The sequence below is a fragment of the Kluyvera sichuanensis genome, from assembly GCF_014218705.1.
Lineage (GTDB): Bacteria > Pseudomonadota > Gammaproteobacteria > Enterobacterales > Enterobacteriaceae > Kluyvera > Kluyvera sichuanensis.
This window is the reverse complement of sequence record NZ_JABBJF010000089.1, coordinates 1-425: the sequence shown is the minus strand read 5'-3', so window position 1 is coordinate 425 and position 425 is coordinate 1. Positions and strand designations below refer to the sequence as shown.

The 425-nt window shown below is 59.1% G+C and carries 1 protein-coding gene; it reads left to right on the top strand.

The window, feature by feature from the left end:
- Window positions 1-425: ferrochelatase (gene hemH, locus HII27_RS26875; protein ID WP_185670193.1), on the top strand; the 425-nt coding region annotated here is incomplete at both ends.

Genomic DNA, 425 nt, shown 5'->3' with positions numbered 1-425 from the left:
CCGGGCATCACCTTTATCCGCGACTACGCCGATAACGAGCTGTACATTCAGGCGCTTGCCAGCAGCGCGCGCGCGTCGTTTGAAAAACACGGCGAGCCGGATCTGCTGCTGCTCTCCTATCACGGTATTCCGCAGCGTTTCGCGAACGAAGGGGACGATTACCCCCAGCGTTGCCGCGATACCACCCGCGAGCTGGTCTCCGCCCTCGGCCTGCCGCCTGAGAAGGTGATGATGACCTTCCAGTCGCGCTTCGGTCGTGAACCGTGGTTGACCCCGTATACTGATGAAACGCTAAAAATGCTGGGCGAGAAGGGCGTGAAGCACATTCAGGTTATGTCGCCGGGCTTCTCGGCGGATTGTCTGGAAACGCTGGAAGAGATTGCCGTCCAGAACAAAGAGTTCTTCATGGAGGCCGGCGGAACGAA